Below are 17,200 nucleotides of genomic sequence, written 5' to 3'. Positions count from 1 at the left end.
ACGCCTGAGATGGCAATCATTGATTTTTTTGATCGCGGCCTGCGCATCAATCCGCACGGTATCGCCTATATCCAGGACGAGCGCAGCTTTACGTTCCGGGAGATCGGCGAACTGTCGTGCCGCATCGCCAACGGGCTGCTCGCTGAAGGGCTCGCCAGGGAGACCAAGGGCGCGGTCTGGGCGGACAACGATGTCACGGCCTGGGGCTGTGCGCTGGGGCTATGGCGCGCGGGGATGGCGTATATCCCCGTCAACGGGCGCAATGCGCCCGACGAGAACCAGTTCATCCTCGACGCCTTCGACTGCGAGGTGCTGTTCTTCCAGCAGGCGTTCGCACCGGTGATCGATGCGTTGCGTGGCGGGCTGCCGAAGGTGAAGCTCTGGGTGTGCATCGACGCCGACCTGCCGTGGGCGCCGTCGCTTGCGACGTGGAGCGCGGGCCAGCCGTCGAGCGCACCGGTGGTCGACTACGACATGGACGATGTCGTGACCCTGTCGGCCACGGGCGGCACCACGGGCCGGCCCAAGGGCGTGATGAACACGCACCGCGCCTACCAGACCTATTTCGCGCAGTTCATGACTGCGTTCCCCTACCAGGGCGAGGAGCGCCCCGTGAACCTCGCCGCCGCGCCAATGACGCATACGGCCGGGATGCTGTCGCTGCCTTGCACCGCTCGGGGCGGCACCGTGGTGGTCCTGCCCAAGCCCGATCCCGCGGCCGTGCTGGGCGCGATTGCGCGGCACCGGGTGACGGAGTTCTTCCTGCCGCCCACGGTCATCTATCGTATGCTCGACATCCCCGGCATCTCGAAGCAGGACTTCTCCTCGCTCAAGTGCTTCCTTTATGGCGCCGCGCCGATGTCGGTCGAGAAGCTCAAGCGCGCGATCGAAGTGTTTGGCCCGGTCATGGCGGGCGGCTACGGCCAGACCGAGGCGCCGGCGTCGATCTCCTACCTGACACCGGCCGAGCATTTCGTCGGCGGACGGCTGGCATCGGACGAGCGGCTGTCCTCGGTTGGCCGGCCGAACCCGCTGATTCGCGTGGAGATCCTGAACGACCGTGGCGAGGTGCTGCCCCAGGGCGAGAGCGGCGAGATCTGCGTGCGCGGGGACCTCGTCATGAAGGGTTACTACAAGGCGCCCGACAAGACGGCCGAGACCATTGTCGACGGCTGGCTGCACACCGGCGACATCGGCCATCTCGACGCGGACGGCTATCTGCATATCACCGACCGCAAGAAGGACATGATCATCAGCGGTGGCTTCAACGTGTACCCCAGCGAAGTCGAACAGGTCATCTGGGCGCATCCGGCGGTGCAGGACTGCGCGGTGATCGGGGTGCCCGACGAGACGTGGGGCGAGGCGGTGAAGGCCGTGGTGGAACTGAACGCGGGCCATAGCGTCAGTGCGGACGAACTGGTCGGCCTGTGCAAGCAGAAGCTAGGCTCGGTGAAGGCGCCCAAGAGCGTGGACTTCGTCGCCGCGCTGCCGCGCAGCCCGGTCGGCAAAGTCCTGAAGAAAGACCTGCGCGAGCAATACTGGCAAGGCCTGCAACGCAAGATCTGATCGGGTTTTCGGGGAACGACAAGCTATGAGCAATATCTACATCGCAGGCATCGCCATGACCGTATTCGGCCGGCATCCCGAGCGCAGCATCGAGGACCTTGCCGGCGAGGCGCTGCGCGGCGCGCTGGCGGACGCCGGCTGCACCGCCGGCGCCATTGGCGCGGCGTTCTACTCCGGCATCACCAACGGCGCGCTGCAGGGCCAGTTGTCGGTCCCCGGACAAGTTGTCTTCAGCAAGACCGGGGTCGAGGGCATTCCGGTGTTCAACGTCGAGAACGCCTGCGCCTCGGGCAGCACCGCCGTTCACCTGGCGGTGCAGCACCTCAGGGCCGGAGCGTGCGACGTGGCGCTGACCATCGGCGCCGAGAAGATGAACGTTCCGGACAAGGCCAGGTCATTTGCGCTGTTCGAAGGGGGGTGGGACGTGTCCAGGGTCGAGGAGAATTTCGCGACGCTGGCACGGCTGGGCGAAGGTATCGAGCCACCGCCCGGATCGGAGTCAGACAAGCCCTACAGCCGTTTCATGAAGATCTATGCCGCGCTGTGCCGGTATCACATGAAGACCTACGGCACCACACAGCGCCAAATCGCGGCGGTGTCGGCGAAGAACCACGGGCATTCGGTGCATAACCCGCACTCGCAGTTCCGCCGGCCGTTCACGATCGACGAGGTGCTTGCCGCGCCGCCGATCACGTATCCAATCACGCTGCCGATGTGCGCGCCGGTCTCGGACGGCGCGGCGGCCGCCATTCTTTGCACCGAGGCAGGCCTGCGGCGCATCGGCGCGGACCGCGGCCGATGCATCCGGGTTGCGGCGAGCGTGATCCGCAGCTTCACGCACCGGCCCATTGATGCGCCGGAACGCAACATCGGCTACCTGGCCGCGCGCCAGGCGTATGAACAGGCCGGCCTGGGCCCGCAGGACATGCACGTCGCAGAAGTCCATGACGCCTCGGCGATGGGTGAAATCATCCAGGCCGAGAACCTCGGCCTGGTGCCGTTCGGCGAGGGCGGGCCGGCTGCCGAGCGCGGCGAGTTCACGCTGGGCGGGCGGATCCCCATCAACACCTCGGGCGGGCTCGAATCCAAGGGTCATCCCTTGGGCGCGACCGGCATTGGCCAGCTCTATGAACTGGTCACCCAGTTGCGCGGGGAAGCCGGCGTGCGGCAGGTGCAGGGCGCGCGTCACGCGATCCAGGAGAACGGCGGGGGCTTGCAGGGCGTCGAGGAAGCGGCGCTCGCCATCCATATCCTGAGCAAGGATTGAAGGAGACAGACATGGCTGGGTTCGACAGGCAGGGCAGGCCGGTGTATCGCCCGCTCGGCGGCTGGGTGGAGGCGCCGGATGACCTGCAGCCGGAACTGGAGGGCGAGGCGGCCGCGGACGTGATCATTGTCGGCGCCGGCTTTGCCGGCCTCTCCACCGCGCTGGAGCTGGCCGCGCGCGGCGCAAAAGTGATCGTCCTCGAGCGCGAGTTCGCCGGATTTGGCGCGAGCGGTCGCAACGCGGGCTATCTCGCGGGCGGGCAAGGGCTCGAGTACGATCTGTTCCTCAGGCGCGTGGGTCACGCGCAGGCGAAGCAGATCATCCGCTTCTACGATGACGGCGTGGATTACGTGGAGCGAAAGCTTGCCGAGCTCGGGATCGATTGCGAATACAACGCCTCGGGCATTATCCGTGCGGGGGTTCATCCTTCGCAGGAGAAGAAGCTGCGCAAGAGCCTGCGGACCGGCGTGGCACTCGGCTCGCCGGGGGAGTTCCTTGACTACGCCGCGATGCGCGCGCGCGGCATACCGCCGGCATTCCTGTTCGGTTGCTACCTGCCAGGCGGTGGCACGCTCGATCCGGGCAAATATGTCATGGGCTTGCGGCGCGCGGCGCTGCGTGCCGGGGTGAGGATCTGCGAGAACACGAAGGTGCTGTCCTGGGCCGACGGCCCCACCGTCACGGTGCAGACCGAACGGGGCCGCGCGCACGCGCCATTCCTGGTGCTTGCCACCAATGCCTATACGCCGCAGCTTGGCCTGCTGAGCAACAAGGTGATCCCGCTGCGGGTGTCGGCGCTCGAGACCGAGCCGCTGTCCGCGGCACAACTGGCGTCGCTCGGCTGGCCACGGCGCGAAGGCATCGTGACGGCGCACTGGACCATGGAAAGCCATCGCCTGACCGCGCGCAACACGCTTGTGACAACGACGAAGCGGCTGCACTACGTCTACGGCAGGCAGACGCCGAATGTGCCGGACGAGGCAGCCTATCGGGCGCTGGCGAACGGGCTGCACCAGCGCTTCCCGATGCTGGGGGACCTGGCCATCCGGTCATGCTGGAGCGGCTATATCAGTTTCGCCTACGACGCGCTGCCCGTGGTCGGCGAAGCCGGCGCACAGCGCAACGTCCTCTATGCCGCCGGCTGTTCGGGGCATGGCGTCGGCACCCAGTCGCTGATGGGGCTGCTGCTGGCCGAGCGGATCTGCGGCGCGGAAAATCCGCTGCTTGCGGCGTTGCGCCACAAGACGCCGCTGACGCTGCCTGAACCGCTGCAGTGGTGCGCGGTCAATGCCGCGCTGGGCGTGGCCAACAGGCTGGACCACCGGGTGAACCGCAAGGCGAGGGACGCCGCGCGCCGGTAAGGTGCGGCAGCATGCCATTTCACTGCTATCTTCAAGGAGGGAGCCGCCGCCGAAGCGACTCTGGCGCCATGCGCGCCGACGGGCGTCAGCTATAATGACGCCCGCCCAGCGACCCGCTGGCGCGATCCTTTCCCCAGTGCCGAAAGGCCCTGATTCAAGGCAGAAGAGATGACCGTGCCTACGGAACCGCGCACCACCAGGAAGCGGCGCACCGCGACCGCAGCGTCCACCGGAGCAGACCCCGAAGGGCTGCGGGCCCAGGGCCTGCGCACGCGCAATGCCATCATCCGCGTCGCGCGGAAGCTGCTGCTCGAAGGCGGCAGCCTGGAATTCTCGCTGCGCGCCGTGGCCCTTGGCGCCGGTATCAGCATCAGCAACCTCCAGTACTACTTCCCGACCAGGCAGGCCGTGCTGCGCGCCATCATGGCGCCGATCATCGACGCCTACCTCGAAGACCTGAAGCGCGCGCTGGACAGCCGCATGGCACCGCGGGAGGCGCTCGACACGCTGCTGGATAAGGCGCTCACAGACGCCAGCAGCCACAAGGAGTCGGCGTTGTGGTGGCACTTCGTTTCGCTGGCCTCCACCGATCCCGAGTGTGCGCGCATGTTCGACGAGTGGTATGACACGCTCACGCGCGGCATTGCTGAACTGGCGCGAGCCGTGAATCCTGAACTGAAGACGGCAGAAAGTCTGCATGTCGCCTCGCTGCTGATCGCCATGGCCGATGGACTCGCCCTGCAGCTCGGTGCGGGACGACGCAAGCGTGCGTACCACGGCGGCCTCAACAAGGCCTTTCGTGCCACCGTCAATCATCTCGTGCTGGGCGAGCGGTCGACCGAAGAGGCCGGCTAGGCGTCACAACGTCGGTGCCCGGATGCGGAAAGACAGGGATTACCCTGTCTTTTTTTATGCTTGTATGTTTGGCAACATGACCTATGTTTTGTATAGTGTTCTAATAAATGAGCGACTGGTCCCGACAGCCGCCCGGTTTGTCCACGAACAAAGGAGACAGAGATGATTCGCCTGAACAAGACCACGGCCCTGCCCGCAGTCGGCCTGACCGGATTCGAGACGCCGTTGAGCGAAGAGGAAAACGCGATCCAGCAGACCGTTCATCGTTTTGCTCGCGAGGTACTGCGGCCGGTTGGCCGCGAGCTTGACCGCATGACGCCGGAGGAGGTCGTCGCCCCGGGGTCGCCGTATTGGGCGGCGATGATGGAAAGCGCGAAGCTGGGGCTCGACCCGCAGCTGATCGCGCAGTTTCCGCCTGAGGTTGCCGTTCGCATCGAATCGCTGATCGGTGAGGAGCTCGGGTGGGGCGATGCCGGCCTGGCCGTCTCGCTGGGCGCCGCGACCATGCCGCTGACGATGGCGCAATCGCTCGGCAACCAGGAACTGGTCGAGATGTGTGCGGGCAAGATCGGCTGCTGGATGAATACACAGCCCGACCGCGGTTCCGATGCCGCGATCTTGTACCGCGAGGAACTGAGCGCCGGCGGCAAGCAGCCGGTGGGCAACGTCACCGCAAAGGTCGGTGCCGATGAGATCGTCATCAACGGCCAGAGCTCGGCCTGGGTGTCGAACGGATCGGTGGCGCAGGTCGCGCTGGCCTACATGGCGGCGGACTACGGCGACGGCTTCCATGGCACCGGGGAGCAGGGCGGGTTCACCAACGGCATCGGCCTGATCCTGCCGCTCGACCTGCCAGGAATCTCGCGCGGCAAACCGCTGGACAAGATCGGCCAGCGTTCCCTGCCCCAGGGGGAGATCTATTTCGACAACGTCAGGGTGCCGAAGCGCTTCGCCATTGCGCTGAAGGACGACTACCTTGGCAACCTGGCTTCGACCTGGTCGTTCGCGGGCACCCACATGTGCCAGGTCTTCGTCGGCGTGGCGCGTGCGGCCTTCGAGCTGGCGCTGGCCTATTGCCACGAACGCAAGCAGGGTGGGGCGCTGCTGATGGACCACCAGATGACCCACTTGCGCGTCGGCGAGATGCTGCGCCGGCTGGAGATGGCGCGCGCCATCGCGCGCCGCAGCCTGGCATTCGCGCGCTTGTCGCCGCAGAGCCATCCCTATGCGACCGCGCAAGCCAAGGTCAGCGTGACCGAAGAGGCGATGAAGATCACGCACGAGGCCTTCCAGCTCTTCGGTGCCAACGGCACCACGCGCGAGTTCCCGATCGAGAAGCTCTTCCGCGATGTGCGCTCCGCACTGATCGAGGACGGCGAGAACTACGTGCTCGCCTCGCGCCTGGGGGTGCTGGCCGGGCGGCTTTACCAGAATGGTTGGGCGCGCGAGTAAGCGTATCGGCATGCGTCCGGCCATGCGCCAGACACCGTCCGTCGCGGCGGCCGGCGCAGGGCAACGGACAAAGCAGCCCTTTGCAGTGAGAAGCAGTCATGACGACATGTTCCAGCGCGAGCGCAGCCGCATGGGGGCAGCAGCCCGGCTCCAGCGAACTGCTCCACCGGATCCGCGCCTCGGTGGCGCGCATTCGCGTGGATGCGGCAAACGGTGCCGGCATCGAACGCCTCTTGTCGACCCTCCTGCGCCACGCGCTCGCGGCGGGCTCGCCGTTCGAGATCGCGCTGGTGCTCGGGAGCGCGGCAGAACTGATGTTGTTCCCGGAACCGGAGGTCCTGGAGCAGTGTACGGCCGCCGTGCAACAGGCTGATCAGCAGGCGCTGCGCGGACTGGTCTGGGCTGTCCGGCACAGAAGCATGAGAAGCGGGAAGGGCGCGCGCAGGTTCGCGCTCGACCCGCAGTGAGGCAATGAAATTGCGAAACAACATGGTGAAGCCTTCAATCAACACGCAGCGCAGGCAGCTGCTCAAGCTGGCTGGCATCTCGACTGCGGTAGGCAGTATGGGCAGCCTGAGCCCTGGGCCGGCGCATGCCGGCAAGCCGGGGGACGTCCTCGACGTCGTCATTGTCGGCGCGGGCCTGGCGGGCCTGACGGCGGCACGGGACCTGAGCCATGCCGGCTGCGAGTCATTGGTCGTGCTCGAAGCGCGTGATCGCGTTGGCGGGCGGACGCTGAACTACGACGTGGGTTCCGGGCACGTGTCCGAGGTCGGCGGCCAGTGGATCGGCCCTGGCCAGACCGCCGTGGCCGACCTTGCGCGCGAACTGGACGTCGGCACGTTCCCGAGCTTCTACCAGGGCAACACCGTCATTCTCGGCGGCGACGGCCGCCTGGAGATGGACCTCAAGGGCACGTTCGGCAGTGACGAGGCGATCGGGAGCAAGCTCAGCGGGCTCTCGCGCGAAGTTCCCGCCGGCGCGCCATGGAAGTCGCCGAAGGCAGCCGAACTGGACAAGCTCTCGGTCGGCGACTGGCTGACGCGACAGAACATCAAGCCGGAGGACCGCACCGGCTGGAATGCGAGCATCGCGCTCTCCGGCGGCGTGATGCCGGCCAAGATGGGACTGCTGCATTTCCTCTCGATGATCAATTCGGCTGCCTGCGACTACATGCAGCTCGACAGCATCAAGCATAGCGCGCAGGAAACGCGTTTCGTCGGCGGGTCGCAGGTACTGAGCAACCGGATGGCGCAGGCGTTGGGCGGGAAGGTGCGACTGTCGAGCCCGGTGCGACGAATCTCCGGATGGGACCGCGACGTCGTCACGCTGCACAGGGACCATGGCGAGATGCGCGCCCGGCAGGTGATCATGGCCCTGAGCCCACCCTTGTGCCAGCAGATCCAGTTCGATCCCCCGCTGCCGGCAAAGCGTGCCGCCCTGCAGCGTGCCTGGCCCGCCCACTCGCCGGCGCGGAAGACGGCCATGGTCTATTCCCGGCCGTTCTGGCGCGACAAGGGCTTGAACGGACATATCTTCCAGGTGAACGGGCCCATCCTGTGGGCTTTTGACAACTCTCCGCCAGGGGGGGAGATCGGCGTCATCAACGCCTTTATCTCGAACGCGCAGGTCCCGTCGGAACCCAAGGCCGCGCAGCAATTCCTGACGGCGCTGTACGCCCGTGCCTTTGGCCGCGAAGCGCTGTCCCCGGTGTCATATCACGACCACGACTGGGGCCGCGCTGATCCATGGACGATCACCTGCGTCTCCGCGATCCCGCCGGGCTTCTGGAGCACCCACGGCGAGGCCTTGCGCCCACCGTGCGGGAAGCTGATCTGGTCCGGCACCGAGACGGCCGAGATCTGGGCCGGCTACATGGACGGCGCCGTGCGATCGGGTCACCACGCCGCGCTCCAGGCGCTCAACGCGCTGCGTCGCGTGTAGGAGGCAGAGATGAAGAAACGTATATTGCTGGGCGCCGCCGGCGCCATCGTTGCCGGACTGACGGCCTGGTTGGGGGCCGACCTCCTCGGACTCTATCGGCTTGACCGCTACATCTCTGCGTCCGCGGCGGCCTACGAGACCAATAGCGGGCCCTGGCCTCACGTGACCGACGCTTGCATCGCGTGCCACGGCGTCAGGGGCAATTCGATGCATCAGGGTTATCCGAGCCTGGCGGGCCAGCCGGCCCCGTACGTGGCGGCCCAGCTCCACAAGTTCGCGAGCGGCGAGCGGCCCAACCCTACCATGGGCCCGCTGGCGATGACCATGAGCGAGACCGAGATCAACCATCTGGCCGATCACTTTGCCAGGCAACCGGCCGTGGCCAACCGGACTTTCACGCCGGATGCGGTGTTGCGGGAGCGGGGCAGGCAGCTGGTGGCATCGGGCAACTGCATCGCTTGCCACGGCGGCCAGTTGATGGGGCGTGACCAGTTTCCGCGCCTTGCCGGCCAGGGTTATAAGTACCTGCTTGCGCAGTTCGACGCGTTCGCCGACGGCACGCGCAGCGATCCGACCGGAATGATGAAACGCATTGCCATGGCGGCTTCAGCGCAGGACCGCAAGGCGATGGCGAGCTACCTCGCCAGCCTCGCCCCGCAGAAGTGACGAAGCTGCCCGAAAACATATACCTGGAGTCGTAATGGAACTCAGCTTCTACATTCTCTGCCTTTCGATCGCCACACTGGTGGCAACGTCCTTGATCTTCGGCCTGAAGTTTCTGGGCAAGCGCAACTATCTTCTCGGGTTCGAGTGGCTGGTCGTGACGTTCTCGGCATCGAACTTCCTGCTCTATTTCCTGGGCGGTGTGGAATTCTCCTATCGCATCTCTTACTTCCTGGATGCGTTCTCCCGGGGCTTCGGTATTCCGGTGATCGCCACTGCCGGACTGATGGCCGTCACGCATCGCTACAAGCCGTCCATCCTGTCGGATGTCCTGTTCTTTGCCGCCGCTATCGCGGCAACGGCGGTCCTGGTGTCGGCAGACTTCATGGCGCAGCCCCGGCCGTACTTCTACGTAGCGATGTGGTCCGCATTCTCGGTGTACCTCGCCTACTTTGCCTGGAGATTGCTGAGCGCCGGGGAAGGTCTGCTTGCACTCGGCGTGCTCGTAGTCCTGCTGACGTCTCAGGCCATCGCCACCATCTACGACTTTTACAAGATCCCCGGCGATGACGAGCAGGCCCTCTTCTATGTGCTCGCGTGCCTGGCGTGGTCGCTCATGTGCGTCGTGATGTATTACGCCTATGGTGCGCTGGAGCGCGCGGAGAAGAACGAGGCATCGCTGTCGTCGATGCTGGCGGCCCGATGAACCCGGCGACTCCCATGAGCACGGACTTCTCTGCGTTCGCCGGCACGCGCCCGGTGACCGAAGCCATCGGCTTCGATCCCGCTGCACTGCAGGACTGGATGACGCAGCACGTGGAGGGATTCGCCAGCCCGCTGGCCATCGAGCAGTTCAACGGCGGCCAGTCCAATCCCACCTTCAAGCTGGTCACGCCGGATCAGACCTATGTCATGCGTGCCAAGCCCGGGCCGCGGGCAAGGCTGCTGCCATCGGCGCATGCCATCGAGCGCGAGTTCCGCGTGATGGCAGCGCTCGCCGGTACCGACGTGCCGGTTGCGAGGACCTATGCCATGTGCGAGGACGAGGCAGTGATCGGCCGCGCCTTCTACATCATGGAGCATGTCGAAGGGCGCGTGCTGTGGGACCCGTCGCTGCCCGGCATGGCCCCGCACGAGCGCGCGGCCATCTACGACGAGATGAACCGGGTCATCGCGGCGCTGCACAGCGTCGACTGCAAGGCTGTTGGCCTGGGCGATTATGGCAAGCCTGGCAACTATTTTTCGCGACAGATCGAGCGGTGGAGCAGGCAGTACAAGTCTTCCCAGACCGAATCCATTCCGGCGATGGATGCGCTGATGTCATGCCTGCCCCAGCACATCCCGCACGAAGCGGAGGAGCAGGTCTGCATCGTTCACGGTGATTACCGGCTCGACAACCTCATCTTCCATCCGACCGAGCCTCGTGTCCTTGCGCTGCTCGACTGGGAACTCTCGACCCTCGGCCATCCGATGGCGGACTTCAGCTATCACTGCATGAGCTGGCATATCGAACCGGGCCCGCTCCGGGGCATGGCAGGCGTTCACGCCGCCAGCCTGGGTATCCCGGACGAGGCGGCCTATCGGCGTGCCTATGAGCAACGTACCGGACGCAAGATTGCGCAGGACTGGCACTTCTACCTCGCCTTCAGCATGTTTCGCACCGCGGGCATCCTGCAAGGCATCATGAAGCGGGCGTCGGATGGCACCGCGACTTCCACGCGTGCGCTCGAAGCCGGGAAACTGGCCAGCCCGGTCGCGGCAATGGCCTGGAAGCATCTGCAAATGCATTCGCGCTGACCGGCACTTCTTCCAACATCACAGCATCATGGCGAATTCAACACCGACCCCTATCGCGCAGCCCAGCCTTGCCGGATTCCTGGACTTCACCGGCAAGACGGTGCTGGTGGTGGGAGGCTCCAGCGGCATCGGCAACGGCATTGCCCAGGCATTCCGGCAACTCGGCGCAGAGGTCCACGCATGGGGCACGCGTGCCCGCGCGGCGGACTACAGCGCCGACGACGGCTCTGATCTCTCCGGTTTGCATTATGCGCAGGTAGATGTCTCCGACCAGGCCGCCATCCACGCCGTGCAGCCTGCCTTCCAGCGCCTGGATGCGCTGGTGCTGTCACAGGGCACCATTCTGTACAAGCGGGCCGAGTTCGAAATGGAAGCCTTTGACCGGGTCCTGAGCGTTAACCTGTCCAGCGTGATGGCGTGCGCGGTCAAGTTCCGGCCAATGCTCCGCGAGAGCCAGGGTTCCCTGGTTACGCTGAGCTCGATTGCGGGCTTCCGGTCCGTGCGCGGAAACCCGGCCTACGCCGCATCCAAGTCAGGCGTGGTGGGTCTGACCCGCACGCTGGGCGAAGCCTGGGCAGCCGAAGGTATTCGCGTCAACGGCATTGCCCCGGGACTGGTCGATACCAAGCTCACCAAGGTCACCACGGCTTCGCCGGCGCGGCTCGATGCAACGCTTTCGCGCGTGCCCCTGGGCCGCATGGGCTTGCCACACGAGATCGCCGGAGTCGCCGTTTTTCCTGGCCTCGCCGTTGGCCTCCTACATGGTTGGTGAGACGCTGCTTGTCGACGGCGGGCTGACGCTGGCCTGACACAAGGGAATCGAATATGCAAATTGGTATTCCACGGGAAACACTCCGCGGCGAGACTCGCGTCGCCGCCACCCCGGAGACCGTCAAGAAGTACGTCGCCCAGGGCCACAAGGTGGTGGTGCAGGCCGGTGCCGGCCTGAACGCCAGCCAGCCCGACGGCGCGTATGAGGCGGTCGGCGCCACCATCGGCAGCGCCGCCGACGCGCTCGGCGCGCAACTGGTGCTGAAGGTGCGCGCGCCCGATGCCGCCGAGCTGGCGCAGATGAAGCCCGGCGCGGTGCTGGTGGGCATGCTCAATCCCTTCGATGCCGAGAACAACGCGCGCATGTCGGCCGCCAACATCACCGCCTTCGCGCTCGAAGCCGCGCCGCGCACCACGCGCGCGCAGAGCATGGACGTGCTGTCGTCGCAGGCCAATATCGCCGGCTACAAGGCCGTGCTGGTGGCCGCGCACCACTACCAGCGCTTCATGCCAATGCTGATGACCGCCGCCGGCACCGTCAAGGCCGCGCGCGTGCTGATCCTCGGCGCGGGTGTGGCCGGCCTGCAGGCCATCGCCACCGCCAAGCGCCTGGGCGCGGTGATCGAAGCCTCGGACGTGCGCCCCGCGGTCAAGGAACAGATCGAATCGCTCGGCGCCAAGTTCGTGGACGTGCCGTTCCTGACCGACGAAGAGCGCGAGATCGCGCAGGGCGTGGGCGGCTACGCGCGCCCGATGCCGCCGGACTGGATGAAACGCCAGGCCGAGCTGGTGCACCAGCGCGCGCTCCAGGCCGACATCGTCATCACCACCGCGCTGATCCCGGGCCGCAAGGCGCCGGTGCTGCTGCAGGAAGCCACCGTGGCGCAGATGAAGCCGGGCTCGGTGGTGGTGGACCTGGCCGCCGCGCAGGGCGGCAACTGCCCACTGACGATGGCCGACCAGGTGGTCAACCACAACGGCGTGATCCTGATCGGACATACCAACCTGGCCAGAATGGTGGCGGCCGACGCCTCGGCGCTCTACGCCCGCAACGTGCTGGACTTCCTCAAGCTGATCATCGACAAGGACGGCCAGCTTGTGATCAACAAGGAAGACGACATCGTCGCCGCCTGTCTGATGACGCGGCGGGAAGAACAGGCAGTGGCCTGATCAGGAGAACAATCATGGAAATGGTGAACCACACGGTGATCAACCTGATCATCTTCGTGCTGGCGATCTACGTGGGTTACCACGTGGTCTGGACGGTCACGCCGGCCCTGCATACGCCCCTGATGGCGGTAACCAACGCGATCTCGGCCATCATCATCGTCGGCGCCATGCTCGCGGCGGGCCTGACTGAAGGCGGCGTCGGGCGCGTGATGGGCACGCTGGCGGTGGCATTGGCGACGGTCAACGTGTTCGGCGGCTTCCTGGTGACCCAGCGCATGCTGGAGATGTTCAAGAAGAAGGAACCGAAGGCCAAGGCGCCCGAGGCCAAGCCGGCACTGGCCAAGGAGGGCGCGTGATGGCGGGCCTTGTCAGCATGAACCTCGTCACCCTGCTCTACCTGGTGGCCTCGGTTTGCTTTATCCAGGCGCTCAAGGGGCTGTCGCACCCGGCCTCGGCGCGCAAGGGCAATGCCTTCGGCATGATCGGCATGGCCATTGCGGTGGTCACCACGCTGGTGCTGATCATCAAGCTGAAGAATGAATTCCTCGCGGCGGGCACGGCCCAGTCGTCGGTGGGCACGGGGCTGGCGCTGATCTTTGCCGCGCTGGTGGTGGGCGGCGGCATCGGCGCCTACGTCGCGCGCAAGGTGCAGATGACCAAGATGCCGGAACTGGTCGCCGCGATGCACTCGCTGATCGGCCTGGCCGCGGTGTTCATCGCGGTGGCGGCGGTGGCCGAGCCGGCGGCGTTCGGCATCAGCCCGGCCGGCTCGCACCTGATCCCGCTGGGCAACCGCATCGAGCTCTTTATCGGCTGCTTCGTCGGCGCGATCACGTTCTCCGGTTCCGTGATCGCCTTCGGCAAGCTGGCCGGGCGCTACAAGTTCCGCCTGTTCCAGGGCGCGCCGGTGGTGTTTGCCGGCCAGCACATGCTGAACCTGGCGCTGGCGGTGGCCATGGTCGGCTTCGGCATCGCCTTCTTCATGACGCAGGAATGGCTGCCGTTCCTGGTGATGCTGGCGATCGCCTTCGTGCTGGGCGTGCTGATCATCATCCCGATCGGCGGCGCCGACATGCCGGTGGTGGTGTCGATGCTGAACTCGTACTCGGGCTGGGCGGCGGCGGGCATCGGCTTTTCGCTGAACAACCCGATGCTGATCATCGCCGGCTCGCTGGTGGGATCCAGCGGTGCAATCCTCTCGTACATCATGTGCAAGGCGATGAACCGCTCGTTCTTCAACGTGATCCTGGGCGGCTTCGGCGGCGATGCATCGGCTGGCGCGGCCGCCGGCGCGCAGGCGCAGCGCAACGTCAAGTCGGGCTCTGCGGACGACGCCGCCTTCCTGATGGGCAACGCCGAGACCGTGATCATCGTGCCCGGCTACGGCCTGGCGGTGGCACGCGCCCAGCACGCCCTGAAGGAGCTGACCGAGAAGCTGTCCGAGAGGGGCGTGACCGTCAAGTACGCGATCCACCCGGTGGCGGGCCGGATGCCGGGCCACATGAACGTGCTGCTGGCCGAGGCCGAGGTGCCCTACGACCAGGTCTTCGAGATGGAAGACATCAATAGCGAGTTCGGCCAGGCCGACGTGGTGCTGGTGCTAGGCGCCAACGACGTGGTCAACCCGGCGGCCAAGACCGACCCCAAGTCGCCGATCGCGGGCATGCCGATCCTGGAGGCTTACAAGGCCAAGACCATCATCGTCAACAAGCGTTCGATGGCCGCCGGCTATGCCGGGCTGGACAACGAGCTTTTCTACATGGACAAGACCATGATGGTGTTCGGCGACGCCAAGAAGGTGGTCGAGGACATGTTCAAGGCGGTCGAAGCATAACCCTGATGCACGCGTGAAGGCGTCTGCGTCCATAACGACATCCCGTTCTGCCTGTGCCGCGTTTGCAGGCATCTTTTATTTTGATGACTGATGTTATTATAAATAGACAGAGAACAGAACTGCGCAGCCTGACCTGATCGCTACCGGGACGCTCCGGCTGCGGCAGATCGCCAAGACTGCCTAGGCAAGGATGATCGACATGAGCACAGCGTTCTGCAATTCAGGCACGAAGCGACATATCCAGCGCGTGGATTTCGGACGCGTGTCGGTCTTCTTTGGCGAGAAGAGCGGCAAGTATCCCGACGGCAACCAGGTATTGATAAGGGGGTCCGAGACCCGAGCGGCTTTCGACACGCCGCTTGTCGCGAACTACATCGGTCCCGAGTTTGACGCCACCGAGCTGGTGGTGATGGGCCATGTGCATGAGGACCATATGGCTGGGTTGCATCGCCTGCCGGATGCATCGGTCCATGTGCACGAAGGCGATTTGCCGGCGGCGAGGAGCTGGGATGGCATGGTTGCCGCTTTCGGTAATGCGGCGTATGCATCGGAGACCCTGCTCAGGTTTCAGCGTGAATTCTTCTATGCGCCGCGGCCCGACGCGCAAGGCTACGTGGACGGTGCGTGCTGGGATCTGGGGCAGACCGGAATTCGGGCTTTCCACCTGCCAGGGCACACCGCGGGCCATACCGTTCTCCTGGTGGAACCGGAGGGGGTGGCTTTCACGGGCGATATCGACCTGACCGGATTCGGACCCTACTATGGCGATGCAGGGTCCAGCCTGGGGGACTTCCGTCGTAGCCTGGCACGGTTGCCTGAGGTTCCGGCCAAGGTTTGGGTTACGTCCCATCATCGGGGCGTCTATACCGATCGTGAGCACTTCCTGCGCGATCTCGCTGCCTATGCGGCCAAGCTGGACCAACGCGAACAGCGCCTGCTGGCCTTGCTGCGCGAATCGCCAAAGACACTGGCACAGCTGGTCGACCTGCGGCTGCTGTATCCGCCGGGCTTTCAAGGCTCATGGGTAGTCGATGCCGAGACCCGTACGATTTCCCGGCATCTGGCAGAACTGCTGGCGGACGGGCGGGTCGAGGTGAACGAAGAAGGCGTCTACCGGGTGGGATGAGATACCCGGGGGGACCACTTCGGTAGTGGCCGCCCTTGCATCATCTCCCGATGCGGATCACTGAAGCTGCCCGCATCGGGATTGCATCAGTTTGACGATTGCCGTCGCGGTCAGAAGTTGTGGCGGATGCCCAGCGCGACGCCGAACATGCTGTCCTTGCCGGCAGCGGGCTGATAGCCGTTGTTGAACGCAATGGACGCGGTGTCCAGGCACAGGCCGGCATTCTTTGCGTAAGCGGTGGTCAGGTACAGGTCCGTACGCTTGGAAAGGCGGTAGTCGGCGATGAGCATCCACTGTCTCGGATTGCCGGCAGGCCTTAGCGCCGGCAAGGTCGAGGACCGGAACGTCTGGTAGTAGTAGTCCAGCGTCAGGCTCAGCGCAGACGTCATCTCGTAGTAGACGCCGGCCCAGTACAAGTTGTCGCGCGTCAGTGTGTGCCCCGGCGCAGTCGACATGCCCCAGCGGTATCCAGTCATGAAGATCGCTGGACCGACGGCGTAGCTGGCTGCTGCGGCGGCCTTCTTGAATGTGCCGGTACCGGCGAAACCGCCATTGCCGATGATGCTCGGATTCACCTGGTCGTAGGTGACGGTGGCACTGAACGGCCCCGCCGCATAGGAGGCCCGGGCGCCAAAGCCGGTATCGCGGCGAAACTGGCCGGGAACCTCGCCCGAGCCACCCAGGCGACTCAGGTCCACGGTGCCGCTGCTGCCGCCGGTGCCAAAGCTCCAGTGTGCCCCGACGCTGACCGGACCGAAGGTGCCCGAATATTTGACGGTGTTGTCCTCGCGGTACACCGGTCCGATCTGGGCGATCACGGGCTCATACAGGCTCGACATCGCCGCTGGCGAGAAGTTGGCCAGTGCCTCCAGCATCGAGGTGTATTGGCGACCGAAGGTGATCTTGCCGTAGGTGGCGCTCTGCAGGCCGACAAACGCCTGCCGGCCAAACAGGCGACCGCCTTGCTGCAGGGTGCCATCGTCTGCGCCGATGCCGCTTTCCAGCACGAAGACGCTGCTCAGTCCGTTGCCGAGGTCTTCCACGCCGCGCAGGCCCCAACGCGAACCCGAGAGACCTTCCCCGTTCAGCGCGTATCGATGGGCCGAGCCGCTGCCGGCGCTCTTGAAGTTGGTGTCGAATTCCAGATTGGTATCGAGCGTACCGTACAACGTGACGGACGACTGGGCGTGCGCCGCGCCTGCGAAGACACCAAAAGCTGCCAGTGCGACAACAGGCGTCTTGCCCCAGTCGCGTGCCAGCTTGCACGGCACCGCCGTGACCACAGCCCCATCCTTGTCAGAGGCATAGCGCCTGAATGCATCCATCAACGATCTCCTTGTTTGTCAGTTGCCTGGCGGCCGCATGCAGCGCATCGGCCGCGCACTCGTCCTGAA

At 65.4% G+C, this 17,200-nt stretch carries 15 protein-coding genes and 1 pseudogene; 15 read left to right on the top strand and 1 reads right to left on the bottom strand.

Annotation, left to right across the window (positions count from 1 at the left end):
* The first annotated feature begins 9 nt into the window (after positions 1-9).
* From KB879_RS31990 to KB879_RS31920, 15 genes and pseudogenes are all read left to right on the top strand, one after another.
* A complete protein-coding gene (locus tag KB879_RS31990; RefSeq protein WP_211983457.1) occupies positions 10-1,566 on the top strand; it encodes an AMP-binding protein in 1,557 nt (518 codons plus the stop codon).
* A gap of 25 nt (positions 1,567-1,591) precedes the next feature.
* Positions 1,592-2,833 (top strand): thiolase family protein, encoded by a 1,242-nt coding sequence (locus tag KB879_RS31985; RefSeq protein WP_211983456.1) that lies wholly within the window; start codon positions 1,592-1,594, stop codon positions 2,831-2,833.
* 11 nt (positions 2,834-2,844) lie between these two features.
* Positions 2,845-4,194 (top strand): FAD-binding oxidoreductase, encoded by a 1,350-nt coding sequence (locus KB879_RS31980; protein WP_211983455.1) that lies wholly within the window; start codon positions 2,845-2,847, stop codon positions 4,192-4,194.
* A 168-nt stretch (positions 4,195-4,362) separates the two neighbouring features.
* On the top strand, positions 4,363-5,049 hold the full coding sequence (locus KB879_RS31975; protein WP_018003916.1) for a TetR/AcrR family transcriptional regulator: 687 nt from the start codon (positions 4,363-4,365) through the stop codon (positions 5,047-5,049).
* 162 nt (positions 5,050-5,211) lie between these two features.
* Positions 5,212-6,501, top strand: coding sequence for an acyl-CoA dehydrogenase family protein (locus KB879_RS31970; RefSeq protein WP_211983454.1), 1,290 nt, complete (start codon positions 5,212-5,214; stop codon positions 6,499-6,501).
* 98 nt (positions 6,502-6,599) lie between these two features.
* Positions 6,600-6,968, top strand: a complete 369-nt coding sequence (locus KB879_RS31965) for a hypothetical protein (protein ID WP_211983453.1) — start codon at positions 6,600-6,602, stop codon at positions 6,966-6,968.
* A gap of 22 nt (positions 6,969-6,990) precedes the next feature.
* Positions 6,991-8,445, top strand: a complete 1,455-nt coding sequence (locus KB879_RS31960; RefSeq protein ID WP_371827485.1) for a flavin monoamine oxidase family protein — start codon at positions 6,991-6,993, stop codon at positions 8,443-8,445.
* 9 nt (positions 8,446-8,454) lie between these two features.
* Entirely contained in the window at positions 8,455-9,111 is a 657-nt protein-coding gene (locus KB879_RS31955; protein ID WP_211983451.1) for a c-type cytochrome, read from the top strand.
* A 34-nt stretch (positions 9,112-9,145) separates the two neighbouring features.
* A complete protein-coding gene (locus KB879_RS31950; protein ID WP_018003921.1) occupies positions 9,146-9,814 on the top strand; it encodes a hypothetical protein in 669 nt (222 codons plus the stop codon).
* Between the two features lie 14 nt (positions 9,815-9,828).
* Positions 9,829-10,905 carry a phosphotransferase gene (locus KB879_RS31945; protein ID WP_211983450.1) on the top strand — a complete coding sequence of 359 codons (1,077 nt, stop codon included), beginning with the start codon at positions 9,829-9,831 and terminating at the stop codon, positions 10,903-10,905.
* Positions 10,906-10,933: 28 nt separating this feature from the next.
* Positions 10,934-11,714 (top strand): annotated as a pseudogene (locus KB879_RS31940) (SDR family NAD(P)-dependent oxidoreductase).
* A gap of 16 nt (positions 11,715-11,730) precedes the next feature.
* Positions 11,731-12,846, top strand: a complete 1,116-nt coding sequence (locus KB879_RS31935) for a Re/Si-specific NAD(P)(+) transhydrogenase subunit alpha (protein WP_211983448.1) — start codon at positions 11,731-11,733, stop codon at positions 12,844-12,846.
* A 14-nt stretch (positions 12,847-12,860) separates the two neighbouring features.
* The gene (locus KB879_RS31930; RefSeq protein ID WP_211983446.1) at positions 12,861-13,202 is read left to right on the top strand and encodes an NAD(P) transhydrogenase subunit alpha; all 342 of its coding nucleotides are present in this window, start codon (positions 12,861-12,863) and stop codon (positions 13,200-13,202) included.
* Positions 13,202-14,680 (top strand): NAD(P)(+) transhydrogenase (Re/Si-specific) subunit beta, encoded by a 1,479-nt coding sequence (locus tag KB879_RS31925; protein ID WP_211983444.1) that lies wholly within the window; start codon positions 13,202-13,204, stop codon positions 14,678-14,680. Before KB879_RS31930 ends, KB879_RS31925 begins: the two co-directional genes overlap by 1 nt.
* Positions 14,681-14,879: 199 nt before the next feature.
* Entirely contained in the window at positions 14,880-15,806 is a 927-nt protein-coding gene (locus tag KB879_RS31920) for an MBL fold metallo-hydrolase (protein ID WP_211983442.1), read from the top strand.
* 110 nt (positions 15,807-15,916) lie between these two features.
* On the opposite strand, the gene KB879_RS31915 is transcribed toward KB879_RS31920, so the two are convergent.
* Entirely contained in the window at positions 15,917-17,131 is a 1,215-nt protein-coding gene (locus KB879_RS31915) for a porin (protein ID WP_211983440.1), read from the bottom strand.
* Between the last annotated feature and the right edge of the window lie 69 nt (positions 17,132-17,200).

The sequence above is a fragment of the Cupriavidus sp. KK10 genome (assembly GCF_018223725.1).
In the GTDB taxonomy this organism is placed as follows: Bacteria; Pseudomonadota; Gammaproteobacteria; order Burkholderiales; family Burkholderiaceae; genus Cupriavidus; species Cupriavidus necator.
This window is presented reverse-complemented; position numbering and strand designations above follow the sequence as displayed.

Bases quoted from the DNA above. Each gene is read 5' to 3' on its own strand.
- KB879_RS31915 (WP_211983440.1), bottom strand. From the start codon at position 17,131: ATGGATGCATTCAGGCGCTATGCCTCTGACAAGGATGGGGCTGTGGTC.
- KB879_RS31950 (WP_018003921.1), top strand. From the start codon at position 9,146: ATGGAACTCAGCTTCTACATTCTCTGCCTTTCGATCGCCACACTGGTG.
- KB879_RS31980 (WP_211983455.1), top strand. From the start codon at position 2,845: ATGGCTGGGTTCGACAGGCAGGGCAGGCCGGTGTATCGCCCGCTCGGC.
- KB879_RS31925 (WP_211983444.1), top strand. From the start codon at position 13,202: ATGGCGGGCCTTGTCAGCATGAACCTCGTCACCCTGCTCTACCTGGTG.
- KB879_RS31965 (WP_211983453.1), top strand. From the start codon at position 6,600: ATGACGACATGTTCCAGCGCGAGCGCAGCCGCATGGGGGCAGCAGCCC.
- KB879_RS31955 (WP_211983451.1), top strand. From the start codon at position 8,455: ATGAAGAAACGTATATTGCTGGGCGCCGCCGGCGCCATCGTTGCCGGA.
- KB879_RS31945 (WP_211983450.1), top strand. From the start codon at position 9,829: ATGAGCACGGACTTCTCTGCGTTCGCCGGCACGCGCCCGGTGACCGAA.
- KB879_RS31935 (WP_211983448.1), top strand. From the start codon at position 11,731: ATGCAAATTGGTATTCCACGGGAAACACTCCGCGGCGAGACTCGCGTC.
- KB879_RS31960 (WP_371827485.1), top strand. From the start codon at position 6,991: ATGGTGAAGCCTTCAATCAACACGCAGCGCAGGCAGCTGCTCAAGCTG.
- KB879_RS31930 (WP_211983446.1), top strand. From the start codon at position 12,861: ATGGAAATGGTGAACCACACGGTGATCAACCTGATCATCTTCGTGCTG.
- KB879_RS31990 (WP_211983457.1), top strand. From the start codon at position 10: ATGGCAATCATTGATTTTTTTGATCGCGGCCTGCGCATCAATCCGCAC.
- KB879_RS31970 (WP_211983454.1), top strand. From the start codon at position 5,212: ATGATTCGCCTGAACAAGACCACGGCCCTGCCCGCAGTCGGCCTGACC.
- KB879_RS31920 (WP_211983442.1), top strand. From the start codon at position 14,880: ATGAGCACAGCGTTCTGCAATTCAGGCACGAAGCGACATATCCAGCGC.
- KB879_RS31985 (WP_211983456.1), top strand. From the start codon at position 1,592: ATGAGCAATATCTACATCGCAGGCATCGCCATGACCGTATTCGGCCGG.
- KB879_RS31975 (WP_018003916.1), top strand. From the start codon at position 4,363: ATGACCGTGCCTACGGAACCGCGCACCACCAGGAAGCGGCGCACCGCG.